This window comes from Azohydromonas australica DSM 1124, from assembly GCF_000430725.1.
Classification (GTDB): Bacteria; Pseudomonadota; Gammaproteobacteria; order Burkholderiales; family Burkholderiaceae_C; genus Azohydromonas; species Azohydromonas australica.
Window position 1 is genome coordinate 131,513 of the sequence record NZ_AUMO01000032.1, and the last position, 23,047, is coordinate 154,559.

Sequence of the window (23,047 nt, forward strand, 5' to 3'; positions counted from 1 at the left end):
GACGGGTTTCATCCATGGGTTCTATAGGGCATGTCACGCCGCAGCGCATGCATTTCCCGCAGCCGCTGCCGCTCAAGAGCGGCGCGCAGCTGCCAGACTACTCGCTGACGTATGAGACCTACGGCACGCTCAACGCCGCGCGCAGCAACGCCGTGCTGGTGTGCCACGCGCTCAACGCCAGCCACCACGTCGCCGGCACCTACGCCGGGCAGGAGAAGAGCGAAGGTTGGTGGGACAACCTGATCGGTCCGGGCAAGCCGCTGGACACGAACCGCTTCTTCGTCATCGGCGTCAACAACCCCGGCTCCTGCTTCGGCTCCACCGGGCCGAAGGACCTGAACCCTGCCACCGGCCAGCCCTGGGGCTCGGACTTCCCGGTGGTGACGGTGGAGGACTGGGTCAACGCGCAGGCGCGGCTGCTGGATGCGCTGGGCATCGAGCAGCTGGCGGCCGTGATCGGCGGCAGCCTGGGCGGCATGCAGGCGCTCTCCTGGACCATCCAGCACCCGCAGCGCGTGCGCCACGCGCTGGTGATCGCCAGCGCACCGAACCTCTCGGCGCAGAACATCGCCTTCAACGAGGTGGCGCGCCGCGCCATCTGCACCGACCCCGAGTTCCACGGCGGCCACTTCTACGCCCACGGCGTGGTGCCGCAGCGCGGGCTGCGCGTGGCGCGGATGATCGGCCACATCACGTACCTCTCCGACGACTCGATGGAAGCCAAGTTCGGCCGCGCGCTGCGCGCCGCGGAGCTGGCCTACAGCACGCAGCAGATCGAGTTCCAGATCGAGAGCTACCTGCGCTACCAGGGCGACAAGTTCAGCGAGTACTTCGACGCCAACACATACCTGCTGATCACGCGCGCGCTGGACTACTTCGACCCCGCGCGCGAGCACGGCGGCGACCTGTCTGCGGCCTTGGCGAAGGCCTCCGCGAAATTCCTGGTGGTGAGCTTCACCACCGACTGGCGCTTCTCGCCGTTGCGCTCGCGCGAGATCGTGCAGGCGCTGCTGGACAACGGCCGCGACGTGGCCTACGCCGAGATCGACGCGCCGCACGGCCACGACGCCTTCCTGCTGGAGGACCCGCGCTACCACGGCGTGGTGCGCGCCTACTTCGAGCGCGTGGCGGCGGAGGCCGAGGCCCAGGCCGCCACCGCCCCGGCCGTGGCCGTGAGCCAGAGGGAGGCCGCATGAGCGACCGTCAAGCCATGGCGCTGATCGCCGAGCTGGTGCCCAAGGGCAGCCGCGTGCTGGACCTGGGCTGCGGCAACGGCGCGCTGCTGGCGCTGCTGCGCGACCAGCGCGGCTGCACCGGCTACGGCGTGGAGATCGACGACGCGAAGGTGCTGGAGTGCGTCAAGCGCGGCGTCAACGTCATCCAGCGCAACCTGGACGAAGGCCTGGGACTGTTCCGCGACGGCAGCTTCGACGTGGTGCTGCAGCTCGACACCCTGCAGCACCTGCGCAACACGGCCGAGCTGCTGCGCGAGACGGCGCGCGTGGGGCGCAGCGCGATCGTGAGCTTCCCGAACTTCGCGCACTGGCCCAACCGCTTCTCGGTGCTGCGCGGGCGCATGCCCGTGACCAAGACGCTGCCCTACCAGTGGTACGACACGCCCAACATCCGCGTCGGCACCTTCGCCGACTTCGAGGTGCTGGCCGGCCAGTGCGGGCTGCGGGTGCTGCAGTCCTTCGGGCTGCACAACGGGCGCAAGGTGGATGCGTGGCCGAACCTGATGGCGAGCACGGCGGTGTTCAGGCTGGAGCGCGGCTGAGCGGCTGCTCGTCGGCTTCCCGCCTCCGCCAGGAGTGAAAAAGGCGGCTCCTAGAATGGGTTGATCCCCTCCCGGAGCCCGCCATGAACGCCCCCGAACGCCTCCCCTTCCCTGACCCCCAAGCCCTGAGCGCCTTCGCCGACGCGGCGTGGAAGGAGCGCATCCTGCCCGCGCTGGTGGACTACATCCGGGTGCCGGCCAAGAGCCCGATGTTCGACAAGGACTGGGCGCAGCACGGCCACATCGAGCGCGTGCTGCAGGACGCGGCGGCCTGGGTCGAGTCCCGCCGCGTGCCGGGACTCAAGCTGGAAATCATCCGCTTGCCCGAGCGCACGCCGGTGATCTTCTTCGAGGTGGAGGCGACGGCCTCCGGCGGCTCCGGCCAGACGGTGCTGTTCTATGGCCACCTGGACAAGCAGCCCGAGTTCAACGGCTGGCGCTCGGACCTCGGCCCCTGGACGCCCGTGGTCGAGGACGGCCTGCTCTACGGCCGCGGCGGCGCCGATGACGGCTACGCCATCTACGCCGCCGTCAGCGCCATCGAGGCCCTGAAGGCGCAGGGCACGCCGCACCCGCGCTGCGTGGGCCTGATCGAGACCTGCGAGGAAAGCGGCTCCTTCGACCTGCCCGCCTACGTCTCCGCCCTGGGCGCGCGCCTGGGCGACGTCGGCCTGGTCGTGTGCCTGGACTCGGGCGCCGGCAACTACGACCAGCTTTGGCTCACCACCTCGCTGCGCGGCATGGTCAGCGGCGTGCTGAAGGTGCAGATCCTCACCGAGGGCGTGCACTCGGGCGACGCCAGCGGGCTGGTGCCGTCGAGCTTCCGCATCCTGCGCCAGGTGCTGGACCGGCTGGAGGACGCGCGCACCGGCGCGCTGCTGCCCCCGGACTTCCACGTCGAGATTCCCGCGGACCGCGTCGCCCAGGCCCGGGCGACCGCGGCGGCGCTGGGCGACGAGGTCTGGAAGCGCTACCCCTGGGCCTGCGGCAACGACGGCACGCCGGCGCTGCCCACCACCACCGACCCGGCCGAGGCGCTGCTCAACCGCACCTGGCGCCCCACCCTCTCCGTGACCGGCGTGGACGGCTTCCCGGAGCTGTCGCAGGCCGGCAACGTGCTGCGGCCCTACACCGCCTTCAAGCTCTCGCTGCGCCTGCCGCCCACGCTGGACGGCCACAGCGCCGCGCTCAAGCTGCAGCAGCTGCTGGAGGACAACGCGCCCTACAACGCCAAGGTCACCTTCCACGCCGATGGCCGCGCCGGCGCGATGGGTGCCAACGGCTGGAACGCCCCGTCGCTGCAGCCCTGGCTCGCCACCGCGCTGGACACCGCCAGCCAGGCGCACTACGGCGCGCCCTGCGGCTTCATCGGCCAGGGCGGCACGATCCCGTTCATGGGCATGCTGCAGGAGGGCTTCCCCAAGGCGCAGATGATGGTCTGCGGGGTGCTGGGACCGAGAAGCAACGCCCACGGGCCCAACGAGTTCCTGCACCTGGACTACGCGCGCCGGCTCACCGCGGCGGTGGCGCAGGTGGTGGCGGCGATGCCCTGAAGCGGGCGCCCGGCCGGCGGGCCGCTCAGGCGGCGGAGGCCTGCGGCTGGCGGCCCTGGGGGCCGTGCAGTTCATGGTCCGGGGCGGCCGGGCGCCACAGCCACAGCAGCGCGGCGATCAGCGCCGCGTTGAACATCGGGAAGGCCGAGACGCCCAGCGGCACCACGCCCGCCAGCGTGTAGACGAGGCCGACGCCCAGGTCCACGAGCTGGATGAGCACCATGTTCAATATCCAGAACCGGTGCTCCTGCGGCGCGCGGGCCATGACGAAAAGCCCCAGGCCATAGGCCAGGAATCTCGCGGCCAGCATGCCCAACGGATAGGCGATGTCGGCCGCCGGCACGGAATGGCCGATCAGGTGCAGAAACTGCCGCGGCGCCACCAAATAGAAAATACCCAGAATAAGCTGAACGGCGCCCACGATGCGCAGGAAAATGCGAAGCTTCATGACGTGAATTCCCTCGGTTTGGAATGAGCGAGATGCCAGGGAGTCGCATTGCGCCCCGCAAGAACGCACTTTTTGGTGAGCTGCTTACCTTTTGGTTAGTCATGGCGGAAAAAGAAAATCACGATCCCTGCCTCGCGGGCTGCCCGGTGCAGGCCACCGCCAGCGTCATCGAGCACAAATGGGCTACCTTGATCGTCCGGGATTTGCTCTCCGGCAAGAAAAGGTTTTCGGAGCTGCAGCGCTCACTGGGTTCCATCAGCGCCAAGATACTCAGCGACCGGCTCAAGGACCTGGAACAAAAAGGCTTGCTGCGGCGCACGGTTTATCCGACGGTGCCGCCTTCCACCGAATATGAGCTGACCGAGCTGGGAAAGGAAATCGAAATCGTCATCCGGGCCATGCAAGTTTTCGGGCTGCAGCTCCAGGCCCACGCGCGGGGCTGAGGGCACGCGCCGGGCGGCGTTGCGCTCCCGGCGCTTTGGCGGGGCCGCCGGCGTGCCGCGCACGCGCTACGCAGCACCCGCAAGGGCCGGGGCAGCGCCAGCGGTAACAATCGTGGTCTTTGCCTGAATCGGCCCGGTCGTCGCCGGGCCCCGCGTGACCATGAAGCCCGACGCCCCCGCCGACGCGCCGCTGCCCTCGGCGGCCCTGATCGACGAAGCCCCCGAGGAAGTGAAAGTCAAGGTGCCGCTGGCGCTGGAGGACTGGCTGGCCGTGCTGTGCATGGGTGCGCTGTGCCTGATCACCTTCGCCAACGTGCTGGTGCGCTACTTCACCGACCAGTCGCTGGCGTGGACGGAGGAGATCTCCGTCTTCCTGCTCATCGTCGTGACGCTGGCCGGCGGCTGCGCCGCCATGGCGCGCGACCGCCACATCAAGATCGAGTACTTCAGCGAGAGCGGCTCGCCTGAGCGCCGCCGGCGCCTGGCGCGCATCGGCGCGCTGTGCTCGACGCTGTTCTTCCTGGTGCTCGCGGGCCTGAGCGTGCGCCTGGTGTGGGACGAGTACCGCTTCGAGGAGACGACGCCCGGCATCGGGCTGCCCAAGTGGTGGTACTCGATCTGGCTGCCGGTGCTGTCCCTGGCCATCGCGCTGCGCGCCTTCGGCCTGTTCCTGCGCAACGCACGCAAGGGAGGCGCGCAATGATCGCCGCGCTGCTGTTCGCGCTCTTCATCGTGCTGATGCTGCTGGGCGTGCCCATCGGCGTGGCGCTGGCCATCGGCGGCGGCGTCGCCATCGCGCTGGCCAACACCACGACCCAGTTCTTCGGACTGCTGGCGCTGCCGCAGAACTTCTACGCCGGCCTGGCCAAGTACCCGCTGCTGGCGATCCCGATGTTCGTGCTGGTGGGCTCCATCTTCGACCGCTCCGGCGTGGCGCAGCGGCTGGTGAACTTCGCCATCGCCATCGTCGGGCGCGGGCCGGGAATGCTGCCGCTGGTGGCGATTGCCGTGGCGATGTTCCTGGGCGGCATCTCGGGCTCGGGCCCGGCCACGGCCGCGGCGGTGGGCAGCGTGATGATCGCGGCCATGGCGCGCGCGGGCTACCCGGGCGCGTACTCCGCCAGCGTGGTCGGCGCGGCGGCGGCCACGGACATCCTCATCCCGCCCTCGGTGGCCTTCATCGTCTACTCGGTGATGGTGCCCGGCGCCTCGGTGCCGGCGCTCTTCGCCGCCGGCATGGTGCCGGGCGTGCTCGCCGGGCTGGCGCTCATCATCCCGGCGGTCTGGCTGGCGCGGCGCCACGGCATGGGCGCGGCGGAGGCCAGGCTGCCGCGGCCGGCGTTCTGGCCGGCGCTCAAGCAGGCGTCCTGGGGGCTGGCCGCGCCGGTGCTGATCCTGGGCGGCATGCGCGCGGGCTGGTTCACGCCCACCGAGGCCGCCGTGGTCGCGGTGTTCTACGGGCTGTTCGTGGGCATGGCGGTGCACCGCACCATCGGCCTGCGCGACCTGTTTCCCATCCTGCGCGAGGCGGCCGAGACCTCGGCCGTGATCATGATGGTGGTGGCGCTGGCCGGGATCTTCGCCTACGCGCTCTCCACGCTCTCCGTCATCGACCCGATCACGCAGGCCATCGTCCACTCCGGCCTGGGCGAGTGGGGCGTGATGGCGCTGGTGGTGCTGGTGCTGATCGTGGCGGGCATGTTCCTCGACGGCATCTCCATCTTCCTGATCTTCGTGCCGCTGCTGCTGCCGCTGGTGCAGGCCTTCCGCTGGGACCCGGTGTGGTTCGGCGTGATCCTGACGCTGCTGGTGGCGCTGGGCCAGTTCACGCCGCCAATGGCGGTGAACCTGATGGTGTCCTGCCGCATCGCGGGCGTGCGCATGGAGTCCACGATTCCCTGGGTGCTGTGGCTGCTGCTGGCCATGGGCCTGGCGATGCTCGCGGTGATCGTCTTCCCGCCGCTGGCGCTGTGGCTGCCGCAGCGCCTGGGCTACTGAAGAAGCCCGCTTTCCTGTCCAAGAACCCCTCCACGGAGACTGCACGAGATGAAACGCCGCAACCTGTTCGCCGCCGCCGCCACCGCGCTGGCCACCGTCCTGTCGCTGGGCAGCGCCCACGCCCAGGTGCCTGCCAACTACAAGCCCGAATACAAGATGTCGCTGGTGCTGGGCACGGCCTTCCCGTGGGGCAAGGGCGGCGAGATCTGGGCCGACCTGGTCAAGCAGCGCACCAGCGGGCGCATCAACATAAAGCTCTACCCCGGCGTGTCGCTGGTGCAGGGCGACCAGACGCGCGAGCTCACCGCCATCCGCCAGGGCGTGATCGACATGGCCATCGGCTCGACCATCAACTGGTCGCCGCAGGTCAAGGAGCTCAACCTGTTCTCGCTGCCCTTCCTGATGCCGGACTACGCCGCCATCGACGCCATCACCCAGGGCGAGCCGGGCAAGGACATCTTCAAGACGCTGGAAAAGGGCGGCGTGGTGCCGCTGGCCTGGGGCGAGAACGGCTTCCGCGAGCTGAGCAACTCCAAGCGCGACATCCGCAAGCCCGAGGACCTCAAGGGCCTGAAGCTGCGCGTGGTGGGCTCGCCGCTGTTCATCGACACCTTCACCGCGCTGGGCGCCAACCCCACGCAGATGAGCTGGGCCGACGCGCAGCCCGCGCTGGCCAGCGGCGCGGTGGACGGGCAGGAGAACCCGCTGTCCATCTACACCGCCGCCAAGCTGCACACCGTGGCGCAGAAGCACCTGACGGTCTGGGGCTACATGGCCGATCCGCTGATCTTCGTGGTCAACCGCGACGTGTGGGAGAGCTGGACCCCGGCCGACCGCGACATCGTGCGCCAGGCCGCGGTGGACGCGGGCAAGCAGCAGATCGAGATCGCGCGCAAGGGCCTGACCGAGGCCGAGGCGCCGGTGCTCAAGGACATCGCCGCCAACGGCGTGAGCGTGGTGAAGCTGTCGGCCGCCGAGCGCGAGGCCTTCGCCAAGGCCACGCGCCCGGTCTACGACAAGTGGAAGAAGACCGTGGGCGAGCCCTTGGTGGCCAAGGCCGAGGCGGCCGTGGCGGCGCGCAAGAAGTAAGGCGCCGCACCCCAGGAAAAGGCGCTGCCGCGGCAGCGCCTTTTTTTCAGCTCAGAACGTGTACCCCGCCTCCACCGCCGCGCCGGACAGCGGCTCCAGCAGCGGCAGCAGCGGCTGCAGCTGGCGGTAGCGCAGCGCGACCTTGGTGGCGTAGGCGAAGAAGCGCGGCAGGTCCTGCACGTAGCGGTCCTTGCCGTCCCGGTGCTTGAGGCGGCAGAAGATGCCCAGCACCTTGAGGTGGCGTTGCAGGCCCATGTACTCCAGCGCGCGCCAGAACTCGCCGAAGTCCTCCTTGAGGCCGCCGTCCAGCGGCACGCCGGCCTCGCGCGCGGCCTGCCAGTAGCGCACCGCCCAGTCGATCTCGCGCTCCTCGTCCCAGGAGATGAAGGCGTCGCGCAGCAGCGAGGCGATGTCGTAGGTCACGGGGCCGCGCACGGCGTCCTGGAAGTCCAGGATGCCCGGGCCCTGCTGCCCCACCATGAGGTTGCGCGGCATCCAGTCACGATGCACCGCCACGCGCGGCTGCGCCAGCGCGCTGGCCGTCAGCAGCGCGGCGATGCGGTTCCAGTGCTCCTGCTGCGACTCGGTCCAGGTGACGCCGAACTCGCGCTGCACGCACCACTCGGGGAACAGCGCCAGCTCGCGCTGCAGCAGCGCGCCGTCGTAGTTGGGCAGCGTGGCGGGGTCGATGCGCACCTGCCACTGCACCAGCGCGGCGATGGCCTGGCGCATGAGCGCGTCGGCCTGCGCGGCGTCGGCCTGGCGCAGCGCGTCCAGGAACAGCTGCTGGCCCAGGTCGGACAGCAGCAGGAAGCCGTGGGTCTCGTCCACGGCCAGCAGCTCCGGGCCGTTCAGGGCGGCGCCCTGGATCAGCTGGGCGACGTGCACGAAGGGCCGCACGTCCTCCTGGGGCGGGGGCGCGTCCATGACGATGCGCGAGGCGCCGTCGGCGCCGTCGATGCGGAAGTAGCGGCGGAAGCTCGCGTCGGCCGAGGCCGGGCGCAGGGTGTGCAGCTGCAGCCCGTGCTGCGCCGCCAGCGGCGCGAGCCAGGCATTGAAGGCCTGCGCGCGCGCAGGATCGGTCCAGGTGATGGTGGTGCTCATGGGGGACAGGGCCAGGCGCGGCGGCGCCGCGGGCAGTGAGGGTCCGGACAGACCCTCATGGATAATCGCCCCGATTTTACGAACCGCACCCGGCGCCCTTCCTGACGCCGGCCCGGCCGCCGCCCGGCCCGACAGCCTCCTTGCCGCCTTGCGCCTGCCTGCCCACGCCCGCCCGTCCGCCCCATCCCTGACGCTGCCGCGCCCGCGTGCCGAGCGGCTGCTGGCGCTGGCCCTGCTGGCCGGGCTGCCGCTGGGCGCCGCGGCGCAGGTGCTGCTGCCCGAGGAAAGCGCGCCGCCGCCCATGGAGGTCCAGCCTGCCGGGCCGGGGGCGATGCCCGCTGCTCCGGCCGCCCCGGTTGTGCCGGCGGCGTCGGCCGCGGCCGGCGTTCCGGCCGCAGCGACGCCCGCTTCCGCCCGGGGCTCGGCCCCGGCGCTGGTCGCGCCCCCATCCGCCGGCCCTCGGCGTGCGCAGATCGGTCCCGAAGGCGGCCCGGTGGAGGTGCAGGCCGACCGCATCGGCGGGCGCCCGGACGTGGAGATGGAGGCGCAGGGCAACGTCGAGCTGCAGCAGGGCAACCTGCACGTGTGGGCGGACCAGGTCAACTTCCGCCAGGACCAGCAGCTGCTCAAGGCCCGCGGCAACCTGCGGGTGGAGCAGGACGGCAACCGCTTCAAGGGCCAGGAGCTGCAGCTGCAGCTCGACACCCGCGAGGGCTTCGTGCTGGAGCCCGAGTACTTCCTGGCCCTGACGCAGGCCGGCGGGCAGGCCGAGCGCATCGACCTCCTGGGCCCCAACCGCGCGCGCATCGTCCAGGGCACCTACACCAGCTGCACGCCCGAGGGCGGCGGCGCGCCGGCGTGGCTGCTGTCGGCCGACGAGGTGGAGCTGAACGTGGACGCCAACGAGGGCATCGCCCGCGGCGGCGTGCTGCGCTTCCTGGACGTGCCGATCCTGGCCGCGCCGCGGCTGAGCTTTCCGCTGTCGAGCGAGCGCAAGTCGGGCTGGCTGCCGCCCACCATCAACATCGACAACCGCAGCGGCCTGGACGTGGCGGTGCCCTACTACTGGAACATCGCCCCCAACCGCGACGCCACCTTCACGCCCACGCTGTCCACGCGCCGCGGCCCGGGCATCAACAGCGAGTTCCGCTACATGGAGCCGGCCTACCAGGGGCGGCTGAACTTCAACCTGCTGCCCAACGACCAGGTGGCCGACCGCGAGCGCTGGGCGCTGGGCTTCGACCACAACGGCAGCGGCGCGGGCTTCGGCTACCGGCTCGAAGGCGTGCGGGTGTCGGACGACAACTACTGGAAGGACTTCTCCCGCGGCTCGATCTCGCTGCTGTCCGCGCGCACCGGCGCCACCCTGACGCCGCGGCTGCTGCCGGTGGACCTCAACGCCGACCGCAACCTGGGCAGCTTCGGGCTGCCCGGCGGCCAGTGGACCGGCTACGCCCGCGCGCTGAGCTGGCAGGTGCTGCAGGACACGGATCCGCTGGGCCGGATCCTTCCGCCCTACGAGCGGCTGCCGCAGATCGGCGTGCGGGGCGGCAGCCCGCTGGCCGGCGGGCTGCGGATGGACCTGCAGACCGAGTTCAACCGCTTCAGCGCCGCCCCCACGGCCGCCGCCGGCACCATCACCGGCTCGCGCTGGCACGCACTGGGCTCGCTCAGCCGTCCCTTCAGCGCGACCTGGGGCTGGTTCACGCCCAAGTTCTCCTTCAACGCGGCGAGCTACGCCACCGACCAGGCGATGAGCGACGGGCGCACCAGCGCCGCGCGCGTGATTCCCACCTTCAGCGCCGACGCCGGGCTGGTGTTCGAGCGCGCCTCCATGCTGCTGGGACGCAACCTGCGCCAGACGCTGGAGCCGCGGCTGCTGTACGTGTACACGCCCTACCGCGACCAGGGCGCGCTGCCGCTGTTCGACACGGCGGGCAAGGACTTCAACATCACCTCGCTCTACAGCGAGAACGCGTTCTCGGGCGTGGACCGGGTCAACGACGCCAACCAGATCACCGCCGGCGTCACCACGCGCTTCCTGGACGAGGCTGGCGGCCAGGAGCTCGCGCGCTTCGGCGTGGCGCAGCGCGTGCAGTTCTCCGACCAGCAGCTCACGCCCGAAGGCGTGCCCATCACGCAGCGGCTGTCGGACCTGCTGCTGCTGGGCTCGTCATGGCTGACGCCGCTGTGGGCCGTGGACGGCTCGCTGCAATACAACCACTCGACGCGGCGCGTGTCGCGCTCGGTGCTGGGCGCGCGCTACTCGCCCGGGCCCTACCGCACGCTGAGCCTGCGCTACCGCTTCACGCGCGACTTCAGCGAGCAGCTGGAGGCGGGCTGGCAGTGGCCGGTGTACGGGCGCGCACCGGGCGCGCTGATCCAGGGCGGCGGTGGCAGCGGCAACGGCAGCTGCGGCGGCGGCAGCCTCTTCAGCGTCGGTCGCGTGCTCTACAGCATGCGCGACAGCCGCATCACCGATTCCATCGCCGGCTTCGAGTACGACGCGGGCTGCTGGATTGCCCGCGTGGTGGGCGAACGGTTGTCCACCGGCCGCACGGAAGCCACCACGCGGCTGCTGCTGCAACTGGAGCTGGTTGGTCTTTCGCGGCTGGGCAGCAACCCGCTGCAGGTCCTCAGGGACAATATCCCGGGCTACCGGCTGCTGCGCGAGGACGTCGCGCCGCTGCCGCCGCCCGCTTCGTATGAGTGATTTGCCGTTGCGCGGCCCACGGCTGCGCCTTTCCAGGCCCGGTCGCGGCCGCCCCCAAGCCATCGTGAGTGACCCCTTGTTTCGCAAGCCCAAGACCCTCGTGCTCGGCTGGCTGCTGGCGGCGTGCGCGCTGCAGGCGCCGGTGCCGTCCGCCCTCGCCGCCGCCAGCGCACCGCGCACCGCGGACTTCATCGTGGCCGTCGTCAACCAGGAGCTGGTGACGGCGGTGGAGATCGAGCAGCGCCTGGCGCGCATCCGCGCCGAGGCCGCGCGCGCCGGTCAGCGGCTGCCGCCGGAGGACCAGCTGCGCCAGCAGGTGCTGGAGGCGCTCATCGACGAGCGCGTGATCCTGAGCTATGCCCGCGACAACGGCGCGCGCGTGGACGACGCCGAGCTGGACCGTGCCGTGAACAGCGTCGCGGCGCAGAACCAGATCACGCCGGCGCAGCTGCGTGACCGGCTGCGCCAGGACGGCATCGACATGCAGCGCTTCCGCGCCAACCTGCGCGACCAGATCATGATCGAGCGGGTGCGCGAGCGTGAGCTGCAGCAGCGCATCCGCATCAGCGACGCCGACATCGACGCCTTCATCGAGAAGCAGCGCCGCGAGATGGGCGGCCAGAGCGAATACAACATCGCGCAGATCCTGGTGCCGGTGTCCGATGGCGCGCCGGCGGCCGAGGTCGAGCGGCTGCGCGCGCAGGCCGAGCAGGCGCTGCAGCGCGTGCTGGGCGGCGAGGACTTCGCCGCCGTGGCGCGCCAGGTGTCGCAGGACGACAACCGCGAGCGCGGCGGCGAGATCGGCATGCGGCCCGCGCAGCGGCTGCCCGACGTGTTCGTGGAGCGGGTGCGCGGCCTGCAGCCCGGGCAGGTGGCGCCGCAGCTGCTGCGCACCGGCGCGGGCTTCCACGTGCTCAAGCTGCAGGACAAGCGCGACAGCGCCACGCTGCGCGTGACGCAGACCCACGCGCGCCACATCCTGCTGCGCCCCTCGGCCCAGCTGTCGGCGGACGTGGCCAAGCAGCGGCTGGCCGAGTACCGGCGCCAGATCGAGAGCGGCAAGGCGCGCTTCGAGGACGTGGCGCGCGCGCAGTCGCAGGACGGCAGCGCCGCGCAGGGCGGCGACCTGGGCTGGACTTCGCCGGGCTCCTTCGTGCCCGAGTTCGAACAGGCCATGAACGCGCTGCAACCGATGGGGCTGTCGGAGCCGGTGGTCTCGCGCTTCGGCGTGCACCTGATCCAGGTGCTGGAGCGACGCGAGGTGGCGGTGGAGCCCAAGCAGCTGCGCGAGCTCGCGCGTGACGCGCTGCGCGAGCAGCGCTTCGACCAGGCGTATGCCGACTGGGTCCGCGAGCTGCGCTCGCGCGCCTACGTCGAGATGCGCGAGAACCCCCGCTGAGCATGGGACAGCACATCGCGCGCAAGCGCTTCGGGCAGCACTTCCTGTCCGACACGGCCGTCATCGACGCCATCGTGCGCGCCATCGACCCGCGTCCGGGGCAGCCGCTGGTGGAGATCGGTCCCGGGCTGGGCGCCATGACCAATCCGCTGGTGGCGCGCTGCGGCGCGCTCACGGTGGTGGAACTCGACCGCGACCTCGCGGCGCGGCTGCGCCGGCGCCCGGAACTCACGGTGGTGGAGTCCGACGTGCTGCAGGTGGACTTCCGCGCCCTGGCCGCCGAGCGCGCCGCGCAGGGCCCGCTGCGCGTGGTGGGCAACCTGCCCTACAACATCTCCTCGCCGATCCTGTTCCACCTCCTGCCCGCGGCCGACGTGGTGCTGGACCAGCACTTCATGCTGCAGAAGGAAGTGGTGGACCGCATGGCCGCCGCGCCCGGCGGCAAGGACTACGGGCGGCTGTCGGTGATGCTGCAGTGGCGCTACCAGGTGGAGTCGCTGTTCGACGTGCCGCCCGAGGCCTTCGAGCCGCCGCCGCGGGTGGACTCCTCCATCGTGCGTATGGTGCCGTGGCCGAAGCCGGCGGCGCTGGACGCGGCGCTGCTGCAGGAACTCGTGGCCGTGGCCTTCTCGCAGCGCCGCAAGCTGCTGCGCAACACGCTGGGCCGCTGGCTGGAGCAGCGCGGCTTCAGCGGCGACTTCGACGTGCAGCGCCGCGCCGAGGAAGTGCCGGTGGACGAGTACGTCGCGCTGGCCGCGGCGCTGTCGCCGGCGACGGCCTGAACCGGAGCCGCCTGGAGCGCGGGCCCGGAGCCCGGGCGCCCGAGCATGAAAAAAGCGACCCGAGGGTCGCTTTTTCTTTGGGCACCGGTGCCGAAGCGGAGTGCTTCAGCTCAGGCCGCGCTGCGCCACATCGCCGTGTCGAAGGCGCTGCACATGAGCGGCATGTTGGTACCGAAATTCGCCTGTTGCTGGGCCTTCGTGAGGGCCTTCGGCTTTTCCGTGGGGGCCACCTCAGTAGCCCGCTCCCATGACCCGTTTTCTTGGGAGCGGGCTACTGAAAAGAATAGAAGCACCTGAATGGGACTTTCCGCTCGGCCCAGAAGTCGGCCGCGTCGCGGAACACGTCCAGCAGCTGCTCGCGCGCCTCGCGGTCGAAGCGCGGGTTGTCTGGCAGCTGCTCCAGGACGACCACGAAGCCCGGCTGCGCGCCGGACTTGTGAACCAGGTCCGTCATGCAGTCGTAGAGCGCATCGAGGTTCTTGCCAAAGTGCGCCGGGAACAGAAACGACTGCGCGATGCTCTCCAGCACCTCCTGCTTGGACTGGGCGTTGCCGAGGTTGGCGTGGAGGAAATGCTGGCCGGCGCCCTGGGCGGCCTGCATCAGATCCTCGACGCGGTAGGCGCGTATCGACTGGACGATGTTTGGTCGGACGGTCTGCAACAGCATGGTCGCGTTACCTCCTGGAGTCACACAAATCGGTCATCGGTCGGCCACGATGCGGCGGAAGCTCGCGTAGTGGTCGCTTGTGTAGTAGCAGACTTCAGGATTCGTGGGCGGCTTGCCGCCACAGACGATGCGCTGAGCGCCGCGATCGCGGCTGCCGGAGGTTGGCACGGTGTACTCCCTGTAGTGGCCGCGCTCGCGCACGGGCAAAAGCCGCTCGCGATTGAAGAACACGCTGCCATCCTTCTGGTAGGGAAAGGGACCGCCGGCGCGGATCAGCCGTTCGGTGGACTGCGCCGGTGCCGGCAAGGCCGACAGTGGCACCTCCTGCAGCGCGGCTGGCGCATCGGCCGGGGCCCGGCTCCACGCCGGCTCCCAACCCATGCCGCCCAAGAGTGCGGCGGCTGCAACGAAAGCGAATCCCCACTTGCGCAAGAACCACCGTCGCTGCGGCTGAGCACTCCTCAACACGGGATAACCCTGAAATCTGCGAAAGGCAGGATGGTAGCGAAAGCCCTAAGGAAGCTCAAGTTTTTGCCTCAAATTGCAGCAGCACCCGAAGGCTATAGGAGGCATAGGCGTGAAGATTCCGCACCCGGGTGCACCAGGACCGTGCATTTCGGTCCGGAGTGCACCGGGCGCGGGAGGCGCGGCGCGGCTCACGCGTCCGCGCCGACACGAGGGCTGCGGGAGATCAGCGCGGCGCGTTGGCGTCCGCGACCGTCAGCGCCGTCATGTTGACGATGCGGCGCACGGTGGCCGAGGGCGTGAGGATGTGCACCGGCTTGGCCGCGCCCAGCAGGATCGGGCCGATGGCGATGCCGCCGCCCGCTGCCGTCTTGAGCAGGTTGTAGGCGATGTTGGCCGCGTCGATGTTGGGCAGCACCAGCAGGTTGGCCTCGCCCGTGAGCGTGCTGCGCGGCATCTGCGCCTCGCGCTGCCTGGGGTCCAGCGCGGTGTCGCCGTGCATCTCGCCGTCCACTTCCAGCCACGGCGCCTGCTGCTGCACCAGCGCCAGGGCCTCGCGCATCTTCACGGCCGAGGGCTGGTTGCTGGAGCCGAAGTTGGAGTGCGACAGCAGCGCGGCCTTGGGCTCGATGCCGAAGCGGCGCAGCTCCTCCGCGGCCAGGATAGTGATCTCGGCGATCTGCGCGGCGGTGGGGTCGTAGTTGACGTGCGTGTCCACCAGGAACAGCTGCTTGTTCGGCAGGATCAGCGCGTTCATGCACGCGTAGTTCTCGACGCCCGGGCGGCGGCCGATGAGCGCGTCGATGTGCACCAGGTGCAGCGCCGTGGTGCCCCAGGTGCCGCAGATGAGACCGTCCACCTCGCCCTTGTGCAGCAGCATGGCGCCGATGAGCGTGAGGCGGCGGCGCATCTCGATCTTGGCGAACTGCGCCGTGACGCCCTTGCGCTCCATGAGCTGGTGGTACGTCTGCCAGTAGTCGGTGTAGCGCGCGTCCTGCTCGATGTTGACCACGTCGTAGTCGCGGCCCAGCTCCAGGCGCAGGCCGAACTTCTGCACGCGCTGCGCGATCACGGCCGGACGGCCGATGAGCGTCGGGCGCGCCAGACCTTCGTCCACCACGATCTGCACCGCGCGCAGCACGCGCTCCTCTTCACCCTCGGCGTAGGCCACGCGGCGCGCCTGCGCCGTCTTGGCCACCGCGAAGATGGGCTTCATCGTCGTGCCCGAGGCGTAGACGAAGTGCTGCAGCTTCTCGCGGTAGGCGTCCATGTCCTGGATCGGACGCGAGGCCACGCCGGAGTCCACCGCCGCTTGCGCCACCGCCGGCGCGATCTTGATCATCAGCCGCGGGTCGAAGGGCTTCGGGATCAGGTACTCGGGGCCGAAGCTCAGGTTGGCGCCGGCATAGGCCGCGGCCACCACCTCGCTCTGCTCGGCCTGGGCCAGCTCGGCGATGGCGTGCACCGCCGCGATCTCCATCTCCACCGTGATCGTCGTGGCGCCCGAGTCCAGCGCGCCGCGGAAGATGTAGGGGAAGCACAGGACGTTGTTGACCTGGTTCGGGTAGTCGGTGCGGCCGGTGGCCATGATGGCGTCGTCGCGCACCGTCTTGACCTCCTCGGGCGTGATCTCCGGCGTGGGGTTGGCCAGCGCGAAGATCAACGGCTTGGTCGCCATGCGCCGCACCATGTCGGGCTTGAGCACGCCGCCGGCGGACAGGCCCAGGAACACGTCGGCGTCCTCGATCACCTCGGACAGCGTGCGTTGCGAGGTCTCCTGCGCGAACTCGGCCTTGTCCGGGTCCATCAGCTCGGTGCGGCCCTGGTAGACCACGCCGGCGAGGTCCGTGACCCAGATGTTCTCGCGCGGCAGGCCCAGCTTGAGCAGCAGGCCCAGGCAGGCCAGCGACGCGGCGCCGGCGCCCGAGGCCACGAGCTTGACCTTGGTGATGTCCTTGCCCACGACCTTCAGGCCGTTGAGCAGCGCCGCACCCACGACGATGGCGGTGCCATGCTGGTCGTCGTGGAAGACGGGGATGTTCATGCGCTCGCGCAGCTTGCGCTCGACGTAGAAGCAGTCCGGGGCCTTGATGTCCTCGAGGTTCACGCCGCCGAAGGTGGGCTCCAGCGCGGCAATGATCTCGATGAGCTTGTCGGGGTCCTTCTCGGCGAGCTCGATGTCGAACACGTCGATGCCGGCGAACTTCTTGAACAGGACGCCCTTGCCTTCCATCACCGGCTTGGACGCCAGCGGGCCGATGTCGCCCAGGCCCAGCACGGCGGTGCCGTTGCTGACCACTGCCACCAGGTTGCCGCGCGCGGTGTAGCGGAAGGCCGCCGACGGATCAGCCACGATCTCTTCGCACGCGTAGGCCACGCCCGGCGAGTACGCCAGCGCCAGGTCGCGCTGGTTGACCATGGACTTGGTCGCAGCGATGGACACCTTGCCCGGGGTCGGAAACTCGTGGTATTCGAGGGCGGCACGGCGCAACTCGGCGCGCTTGTCTTCAGCAGTGGACATGTGAAAAGTCGTTCTGGCTGTGCGGGGGGCAACGATTGTAGGAGCCGTCAAGTTGACTCCCCTCAAGTCAGGGCAGCTTTGCGTGCCTGACGCATACTGCGCGCCCCCATGAATGCCCTGCAGCTCCTTCGCAATGCCCTGCCCGGCCGCGTCCGGCGCGCGCTGCTGTGGGGCGCGCTGGTGGCGCTGCTGCTGGTGGCGCAGACGCTGCTGGTGATGCTGACGGTGCGCCACGAGGCCTCGCGCCAGCAGGAGGCGGTGGAGCGCGTGGCCGACGAGGTGGCGGCCGAGCTGCGCCGCACCGTGATGCGCAGCGTGCAGGCGCTGCAGGCGCAGCTGTGGAGCGGCGGCGGCGCCGCGCCCTGGCAGGCCGGCGCCACGGAGCTGCTGCGCACGCAGCGCGAGGTGCTGCGCGTGGAGCGGCGCGGGACCGACATGGTGCTGCTGGGCAGCCTGGCCTCGCCCTACAGCGCGCCGCTGTTCGAGCAGCTCGGCCGCGACCAGATGAGCGCCGAGACCGAGCTGACCTGCTCGGCCGCGCGCCGTGCCAGCGCGCCGGCCTTCTCGCGCAGCTACTTCGTGCCCCAGCCCGGCGGGCTGGGCGTGGAGGTGATCGACGCCTGCATCCCGGTGCAGCGCGACGGCGGGCACGACGGCTTCGTGGTGCTGAGCTTCGGCCTGGGCTCGCTGCTGGAGGAGTCCGCGGGCGCGCAGCGGCTGCGCCGGCACGAGTTCTCCATCGTCGAGATGGACGGTACGCGCCTGGCGCGCGCGGGCATGGCGCGCGGCGCGGGCTTCTACCACGCGCGCCACCTGCTGGAGCTGCCGGGCAGCGCGCTGCAGCTGCGCGTGGACAGCGCCGAGGGCAGCCCGCAGCTCATCCCCAACCTGTCCACGGCGCTGGTGCTGGGGCTGTCGGTGGTGCTGTTCGCGCTGCTGCTGCTGCTGGCGCGCGACGTGCGCCGCCGCGCCCAGGCCGAGCACGCGCTGGCCGAGGCGCTGGCCTTCCGCAAGGCGATGGAGGACTCGCTGAGCACCGGGCTGCGCGCGCGCACGCTCGATGGGCGCATCTCCTACGTCAACCCGGCCTTCTGCACGATGGTGGGCTTCAGCGCCGACGAGCTGCGCAGCACCGCCCCGCCGCCGTACTGGCCGCCCGAGCACGTGGAGGAATACACCGAGCGCCAGGCCGCGCGCATGCGCGCCGAGCCGGTGGACAACCCGCACCAGGAAGGCTTCGAGACGGTGTTCATGCGCCGCGACGGCGAGCGCTTCCCGGTGATGATCTACGAGACCCCGCTGGTGGACGGCGCAGGCCGCCACACGGGCTGGATGAGCGCGGTGCTGGACATGAGCGCGCAGCGCCGGGTGGAGGAGCTCTCGCGCCAGCAGCAGGAGCGGCTGCAGGCCTCGGCGCGGCTGGCCACGGTGGGCGAGATGGCCTCGCTGCTGAGCCACGAGCTCAACCAGCCGCTGGCGGCCATCGCCAGCTACGCCACCGGCTCGCTGAACCTGCTGCAGCAGCCCGACGACCAGACGCCCGACATGCTGCGCCACGCCGTCACGCGCATCGCCGAGCAGGCCGAGCGCGCGGGGCGCGTCATCAAGAGCGTGCACGACTTCGTGCGCCGGCGCGAGCAGGCGCGCGAGAGCATCCGCGCCGACCAGCTCATCGACGCCGTGCTGCCGCTGGTGCGGCTGCAGGCGCGCAAGAGCGGCACGCGCATCGAGCTGGAGTACCCGGACCCGATCCCGCGTGTGATGTGCGACCGCACGATGGTGGAGCAGGTGCTGCTCAACCTCACGCGCAACGGCATCCAGGCCATGGAGACGTCCACGCCGCAGCCGCAGCGCTTACTGCGGCTGCGCGTGCACCCGTCGCAGGAGGGGCGCGTGGGCTTCAGCGTCATCGACGCCGGCCCGGGCATCCCGGCGGAGGTGGCGCAGCGGCTGTTCACGCCCTTCTTCACCACGCGCAGCGAAGGCATGGGCTTGGGGTTGAGCCTGTGCCGCACCGTGATCGAGCAGCACGGCGGCGCGCTGGAGTTCGAGAGCGTGCCGCAGCCCGAGGGCCCGGGCGGCACCGAGTTCCGCTTCACGCTGCCCGATGCCGCGCGCGTGGCGCGTGCCGTGCCGGTGCGGGCCTGAGCCGGTTTCCGGTTCGCCCGGCGCCCTTCGACAAGTTCAGGACAGGGTTGCCGAAGGGCCGCGCCCCGCCTGAACGCGGGCTTACATGGCCGATACTCTCGCGATGCAACCCCCGCTCGGTCTCCCCATGGTGTACCTCGTCGATGACGAGGATGTGGTGCGCGACGCGCTGGCCTGGCTGCTGCGCTCGCGGCGGCTGCTCTCGGAAGGCTTCAACAGCGCCGAGGCCTTCGAGGCCATGCTCGATGCGCTGCCCCCCGCCACGCAGGCAAGCTGGCCCGAGGCTCCCTCGTGCCTGCTGCTGGACGTGCGCATGCCCGGTGCCAGTGGCCTGACGCTGTTCGAGCGCCTGGCCGAACGCGGCGTCACCGCCGCGCTGCCCGTGATCTTCCTTACCGGCCACGGCGACGTGCCCACGGCGGTGGCCGCGGTCAAGCGCGGCGCCTTCGACTTCGTCGAGAAGCCCTTTTCCGACAACGCGCTGGTGGACCGCGTGGAGCAGGCGCTGGCGCTGTCGGCCGAGGCCATCACGCGCCGGCGCGAGACCCGGGCCAAGTCGCAGGCGCTGTCCGAACTCACCGAGCGCGAGCGCGACGTGATGCAGCTGGTCATCGAGGGCAAGCCCAACAAGCTCATCGCCAACGCGCTGGGCATCAGCGTGCGCACGGTGGAAGTGCACCGCGCGCGGCTGTTCGAGAAGATGAACGTGAAGTCCGCCGTCGAGCTGGCCAACCTGCTGCGCGAGCAGGGGCAGGCCTGAGCCGCGGCGCGGCCGACTTCGCCGGCGCCGCGGCGCCCGTCTTCCCTTCCCTGTTCCTTCTCAACGATTTGCGTGCCATGGCTTTGGGCGAGTTCGACCTGATCGCGAAATTCTTCAAGCGCCCGGTGCGGCGCGCGGCGCTGGGCGTGGGCGACGACTGCGCGCTGCTCAACGTGGCGCCGGGCATGCAGCTGGCGGTGTCCAGCGACATGCTGGTGGAGGGGCGGCACTTCCTCTCCACCGTGCTGCCGGCGCGGCTGGGCCACAAGTCGCTGGCGGTGAACCTGAGCGACCTGGCGGCCTGCGGCGCGCGCCCGCTGGCCTTCACGCTGGCGCTGTCGCTGCCGCGCGCGGACGCCGCGTTCCTGGAGGGTTTCTCCAGCGGGCTGTTCGCGTTGGCGGACGAGCACGGCATCGAGCTCGTGGGCGGCGACACCACGGCCGGGCCGCTGAACATCTGCATCACCGTCTTCGGCGAGGTGCCGGCCGGCCGCGGGCTGCTGCGCTCGGGCGGGCGGCCCGGCGACGACCTGTGGGTCAGCCACCCGCCGGGCGGCGGCATCGGCGACGCGCGGCTGGCGCTGGAGGTGTTCCGCGGCCACGTGTCGCTGGACGGCTGGGATTTCGAGAAGGTGCGCCATGCCATGGAGCAGCCGCGTCCGCGCGTGGCGCTGGGGCTGGCGCTGCGCGACCTGGCGCACAGCGCCCTCGACGTGAGCGACGGGCTGCTGGGCGACCTGGGCCACTTGCTGCGCGCCTCGCGCGTGGGCGCGCGCGTGGACGCCGATGCGCTGCCGCGCAGCGCGGTGCTGGCGGCGCAGCCGCGCGCGCTGCAGCTCGAATGCGGCCTGGCCGGCGGCGACGACTACGAGCTGCTGTTCAGCGCCTCGCCGCAGCGGCGCGAGGCGGTGCTGGCCGCGGCGCGCGCCGCGGGTGTGGGCGTGGCGCGCATCGGCGAATTGCAGTCCGAGCCGGGGCTGCGGCTGGTGGACGGCTACGGCTCGCCGCTGCAGGACACCTTCGCCAGCTTCGACCATTTCCTGTCGGCATGAGCACGTCCGCGCCGCGCCGGCCCGACCTGCGCTTCCTGCTGGCGCACCCGGCGCACTGGATCGCGCTGGGCTTCGGCAGCGGCCTCGCGCCCAAGGCGCCGGGCACGGTCGGCACGCTGTGGGCCTGGGTGAGCTACCTGGTGCTGGACCACTGGCTCACGGCCGCGCAGTGGGGCTGGGTGCTGCTGGCGGGATTGGCCGTGGGCTGCTGGGCCTGCACGCGCACCGCGCAGCACCTGAACGTCGCCGACCCGGGCGCGATCGTCTGGGACGAGGTCATCGCCTTCTGGGCCGTGCTGTGGCTCGCCATGCCCATGGGCCTCGTCGGACAGGCAGTGGCCTTCGGGCTGTTCCGCTTCTTCGACGCCGCCAAGCCGGGGCCGGTCGGCTGGGCCGACCGGCTGTTCAAGATCCGCGACGGCCGCACGCCGGGCTGGGCCCAGGGCGTCGGCATCCTCATCGACGATGTGGTGGCGGCCTTCTGCACCGTGCTGGTGATCGCCTTGTGGCGGCGCTTCGTGATGTGAGCGCTGGCCGGTGAGGCTGTTTGGCGCCAGCCGAGAGCCGAGGCGTGACGCTCACCACTTCGTCATTCCCGCGAAGGCGGGAATCCAGGCGGTCCCACGCCGGAGCGCAGCGACCAGGCAGGCACGCCCAGTCTTCAACCCCAAGGAGACCCATCCCATGACCTTCCCCGACGACCTGGAGCCGCAAGTGAACGCCCTGGCCGAGGCGCTGCGCGCCCGCGGCTGGCGGCTGGTGACGGCCGAGAGCTGCACCGGCGGCCTGATCGCCGCGGCCTGCACCGCGGTGGCGGGCTCCAGCGACTGGTTCGAGCGCGGCTTCGTCAGCTACAGCAACGAGGCCAAGACCGAGCTGCTGGGCGTGCCGGCCTCGCTCATCGGTGCCCATGGCGCCGTGAGCGAGCCGGTGGCGCGCGTGATGGCCACCGGCGCGCTGGCGCATGCGCATGCCGATCTGGCGCTGGCCGTCACCGGCATCGCCGGCCCGGGCGGCGCGGTGCCGGGCAAGCCGGTGGGCACGGTCTGGCTGGCCTGGGCCCTGCGCAGCGGCCCGGCCGGCGCCGAGCTGCTGCAGCTCGGCGGCGACCGTGCCGCGGTGCGCGCCGTCACCGTGCAGCGGGCGCTGGACCGCGCCTTGTCCCTGGCCCAGGCGGGTGCCGCATGAAGCTCGCGCTGGTCGGCCAGCTCGGTGCGGCCGAGCGGCAGGCGTGGATGGCAGCGCTGCAGCACGCCCTGCCCGAGGCGCAGTGGGTGGAGGCCGCACCCGGTGCCGAGGTGGACGTGGTCCTGGTCGCCAACCCGCCGCCGGGACAGCTGCAGGGTCTGAAAGGCCTGCGCCTGATCCAGTCGCTGTGGGCGGGCGTGGACCGGCTGCTGGCGGACGCCACGCTGCCGCAAGGCGTGCCCATCGCCCGCATGGTCGATCCGGCCATGAGCGCGGCGATGGCGGAGACGGCGCTGTGGGCGGTGCTGTCGCTGCAGCGCGGCTTCTTCGACTACGCGCGGCAGCAGCGCGAGGCCATCTGGCGCGTGCTGCCGCAGCGCCGCGCCGACGAGGTGCGGGTGACGGTGCTGGGCCTCGGCGAGATGGGGCTGACCGCCGCGCGGCGCATGGTGGCGCAGGGCTACCGCGTCCAGGGCTGGAGCGCCCGGCCGCGCCAGGAGCCCGGCATCGACAGCGTGCACGGCGAGGAGGCTCTGCCGGCGCTGCTCTCGCGCAGCGACGTCGTGGTGAACCTGCTGCCGCTCACCGCCGCCACGCGTGGGCTGTTCGACGCCCAGCGCCTGGCGCTGCTGCCCGAAGGTGCCTGCGTGGTGAACCTGGCGCGCGGCGGGCACGTGGTGGAAGCCGATCTGCTGGCCGCGCTGGATGGAGGGCGGCTGCGGCATGCGGTGCTGGACGTGTTCCAGGCCGAGCCGCTGCCGGCAGACAGCCGCTTCTGGAGCCACCCGCGGGTGACGCTGTTGCCGCACGCGGCGGCGCTGACGGATGCGCGCAGCGCGGCAGGAATCGCGGCGGCCAATGTCCGGGCCGTCATGGCCGGGAACCCGCCGGCGCACCGGGTAGAGGCCGAGCGGGGGTATTGAGGGGCGAATCGACGGGC

21 protein-coding genes are annotated in these 23,047 nt (G+C 71.2%); 16 read left to right on the forward strand and 5 right to left on the reverse strand.

The features are described 5' to 3' along the window. Window positions 1-14: 14 nt before the first annotated feature. The 3 genes from metX (at window position 15) to H537_RS0104535 (ending at window position 3,330) form a co-directional block, all read left to right on the forward strand. Window positions 15-1,196, forward strand: a complete 1,182-nt coding sequence (metX, locus tag H537_RS41150; protein WP_051241832.1) for a homoserine O-succinyltransferase MetX — start codon at window positions 15-17, stop codon at window positions 1,194-1,196. Further along, window positions 1,193-1,777, forward strand: a complete 585-nt coding sequence (gene metW, locus H537_RS0104530; protein WP_028996946.1) for a methionine biosynthesis protein MetW — start codon at window positions 1,193-1,195, stop codon at window positions 1,775-1,777. The genes metX and metW overlap by 4 nt, the downstream gene beginning before the upstream one ends. Before the next feature lie 83 nt (window positions 1,778-1,860). Then, on the forward strand, window positions 1,861-3,330 hold the full coding sequence (locus tag H537_RS0104535) for a M20/M25/M40 family metallo-hydrolase (protein ID WP_028996947.1): 1,470 nt from the start codon (window positions 1,861-1,863) through the stop codon (window positions 3,328-3,330). Window positions 3,331-3,355: 25 nt separating this feature from the next. Here the strand turns inward: H537_RS0104535 and H537_RS48865 are convergent, their stop codons facing one another. Further along, window positions 3,356-3,778: a hypothetical protein gene (locus H537_RS48865; RefSeq protein WP_051241834.1), complete on the reverse strand. Its 423-nt coding sequence runs from the start codon at window positions 3,776-3,778 to the stop codon at window positions 3,356-3,358. A 23-nt stretch (window positions 3,779-3,801) separates the two neighbouring features. Between H537_RS48865 and H537_RS0104545 the strand changes: the two genes are divergently transcribed. The 4 genes from H537_RS0104545 (at window position 3,802) to H537_RS0104560 (ending at window position 7,308) form a co-directional block, all read left to right on the forward strand. Next, complete coding sequence (locus tag H537_RS0104545; protein WP_211234962.1) at window positions 3,802-4,221, forward strand: winged helix-turn-helix transcriptional regulator; 420 nt, start codon at window positions 3,802-3,804, stop codon at window positions 4,219-4,221. A gap of 160 nt (window positions 4,222-4,381) precedes the next feature. Beyond that, the gene (locus H537_RS41160) at window positions 4,382-4,924 is read left to right on the forward strand and encodes a TRAP transporter small permease (protein ID WP_043458187.1); all 543 of its coding nucleotides are present in this window, start codon (window positions 4,382-4,384) and stop codon (window positions 4,922-4,924) included. Continuing rightward, on the forward strand, window positions 4,921-6,219 hold the full coding sequence (locus H537_RS0104555; RefSeq protein WP_028996949.1) for a TRAP transporter large permease: 1,299 nt from the start codon (window positions 4,921-4,923) through the stop codon (window positions 6,217-6,219). The genes H537_RS41160 and H537_RS0104555 overlap by 4 nt, the downstream gene beginning before the upstream one ends. A 48-nt stretch (window positions 6,220-6,267) precedes the next feature. Next, a complete protein-coding gene (locus H537_RS0104560; protein ID WP_028996950.1) occupies window positions 6,268-7,308 on the forward strand; it encodes a DctP family TRAP transporter solute-binding subunit in 1,041 nt (346 codons plus the stop codon). Window positions 7,309-7,359: 51 nt separating this feature from the next. Here H537_RS0104560 and H537_RS0104565 read toward each other — a convergent pair whose 3' ends face one another. Continuing rightward, on the reverse strand, window positions 7,360-8,412 hold the full coding sequence (locus tag H537_RS0104565) for an aminoglycoside phosphotransferase family protein (RefSeq protein WP_051241836.1): 1,053 nt from the start codon (window positions 8,410-8,412) through the stop codon (window positions 7,360-7,362). Between the two features lie 148 nt (window positions 8,413-8,560). Between H537_RS0104565 and H537_RS41165 the strand changes: the two genes are divergently transcribed. The 3 genes from H537_RS41165 to rsmA all read left to right on the forward strand — a co-directional run bounded on the left by H537_RS41165 (window position 8,561) and on the right by rsmA (window position 13,306). Beyond that, on the forward strand, window positions 8,561-11,125 hold the full coding sequence (locus tag H537_RS41165; protein WP_051241839.1) for an LPS-assembly protein LptD: 2,565 nt from the start codon (window positions 8,561-8,563) through the stop codon (window positions 11,123-11,125). A 64-nt stretch (window positions 11,126-11,189) separates the two neighbouring features. After that, complete coding sequence (locus tag H537_RS0104575) at window positions 11,190-12,524, forward strand: peptidylprolyl isomerase (RefSeq protein ID WP_238446603.1); 1,335 nt, start codon at window positions 11,190-11,192, stop codon at window positions 12,522-12,524. A 2-nt stretch (window positions 12,525-12,526) separates the two neighbouring features. Then, a complete protein-coding gene (gene rsmA, locus H537_RS0104580) occupies window positions 12,527-13,306 on the forward strand; it encodes a 16S rRNA (adenine(1518)-N(6)/adenine(1519)-N(6))-dimethyltransferase RsmA (RefSeq protein ID WP_028996953.1) in 780 nt (259 codons plus the stop codon). Window positions 13,307-13,577: 271 nt separating this feature from the next. Here the strand turns inward: rsmA and H537_RS0104590 are convergent, their stop codons facing one another. From H537_RS0104590 to H537_RS0104600, 3 genes are all read right to left on the reverse strand, one after another. Beyond that, on the reverse strand, window positions 13,578-13,973 hold the full coding sequence (locus H537_RS0104590) for a barstar family protein (RefSeq protein ID WP_028996954.1): 396 nt from the start codon (window positions 13,971-13,973) through the stop codon (window positions 13,578-13,580). 33 nt (window positions 13,974-14,006) lie between these two features. Next, window positions 14,007-14,354, reverse strand: a complete 348-nt coding sequence (locus H537_RS0104595; protein ID WP_084150425.1) for a guanyl-specific ribonuclease — start codon at window positions 14,352-14,354, stop codon at window positions 14,007-14,009. 310 nt (window positions 14,355-14,664) lie between these two features. After that, on the reverse strand, window positions 14,665-16,959 hold the full coding sequence (locus H537_RS0104600) for an NADP-dependent malic enzyme (protein WP_028996956.1): 2,295 nt from the start codon (window positions 16,957-16,959) through the stop codon (window positions 14,665-14,667). 108 nt (window positions 16,960-17,067) lie between these two features. Between H537_RS0104600 and H537_RS0104605 the strand changes: the two genes are divergently transcribed. The 6 genes from H537_RS0104605 to H537_RS0104630 all read left to right on the forward strand — a co-directional run bounded on the left by H537_RS0104605 (window position 17,068) and on the right by H537_RS0104630 (window position 23,030). Further along, window positions 17,068-19,107 carry a PAS domain-containing sensor histidine kinase gene (locus tag H537_RS0104605; protein WP_028996957.1) on the forward strand — a complete coding sequence of 680 codons (2,040 nt, stop codon included), beginning with the start codon at window positions 17,068-17,070 and terminating at the stop codon, window positions 19,105-19,107. Window positions 19,108-19,210: 103 nt separating this feature from the next. Continuing rightward, window positions 19,211-19,867 (forward strand): response regulator transcription factor, encoded by a 657-nt coding sequence (locus H537_RS0104610; protein ID WP_028996958.1) that lies wholly within the window; start codon window positions 19,211-19,213, stop codon window positions 19,865-19,867. A gap of 83 nt (window positions 19,868-19,950) precedes the next feature. Further along, a complete protein-coding gene (thiL, locus tag H537_RS0104615; protein ID WP_028996959.1) occupies window positions 19,951-20,919 on the forward strand; it encodes a thiamine-phosphate kinase in 969 nt (322 codons plus the stop codon). Further along, on the forward strand, window positions 20,916-21,446 hold the full coding sequence (locus H537_RS0104620; protein WP_028996960.1) for a phosphatidylglycerophosphatase A family protein: 531 nt from the start codon (window positions 20,916-20,918) through the stop codon (window positions 21,444-21,446). The genes thiL and H537_RS0104620 overlap by 4 nt, the downstream gene beginning before the upstream one ends. Before the next feature lie 157 nt (window positions 21,447-21,603). Continuing rightward, the gene (locus H537_RS0104625) at window positions 21,604-22,107 is read left to right on the forward strand and encodes a CinA family protein (RefSeq protein ID WP_028996961.1); all 504 of its coding nucleotides are present in this window, start codon (window positions 21,604-21,606) and stop codon (window positions 22,105-22,107) included. Then, window positions 22,104-23,030 carry a 2-hydroxyacid dehydrogenase gene (locus H537_RS0104630; protein WP_028996962.1) on the forward strand — a complete coding sequence of 309 codons (927 nt, stop codon included), beginning with the start codon at window positions 22,104-22,106 and terminating at the stop codon, window positions 23,028-23,030. Before H537_RS0104625 ends, H537_RS0104630 begins: the two co-directional genes overlap by 4 nt. Window positions 23,031-23,047: the final 17 nt, after the last annotated feature.